Origin of the sequence: Chryseobacterium sp. SIMBA_029, from assembly GCF_046535275.1 — a bacterium.
GTDB lineage: Bacteria > Bacteroidota > Bacteroidia > Flavobacteriales > Weeksellaceae > Chryseobacterium.
Genome location: NZ_JAWRXA010000562.1, coordinates 1 through 256 on the forward strand (window position 1 = coordinate 1; position 256 = coordinate 256).

General features: G+C 61.7%; 1 protein-coding gene. It reads left to right on the forward strand.

Going from position 1 to position 256, the window contains the following annotated elements; genetic code table 11:
* Positions 1-216 (forward strand): hypothetical protein (locus SB679_RS25230; protein ID WP_410705071.1); only part of this gene is annotated, 216 nt, incomplete at its 5' end.
* Positions 217-256: the final 40 nt, after the last annotated feature.

Sequence of the window (256 nt, forward strand, 5' to 3'; positions counted from 1 at the left end):
CTGATCGCCCGTCTGGGTGGTGGCTGCAATGGCTACTTCATCGATGCGCTCGGCCGGCAACGAAGGATTCCGGCGCATGAGCTCGCGGATGCACTTGACCACAAGGTCATCGGCTCGAGTGCCGGCATAGATGCCCTTCTCGCCCGCCTTGCCGAAGGGGGTTCGTACACCGTCGACGAAGACGACATCCCTGACGGTCCGCCGGGCACTGTGTGATGGACTCATGAATTACTCCTCGTTGAGACATGGAGCCGGG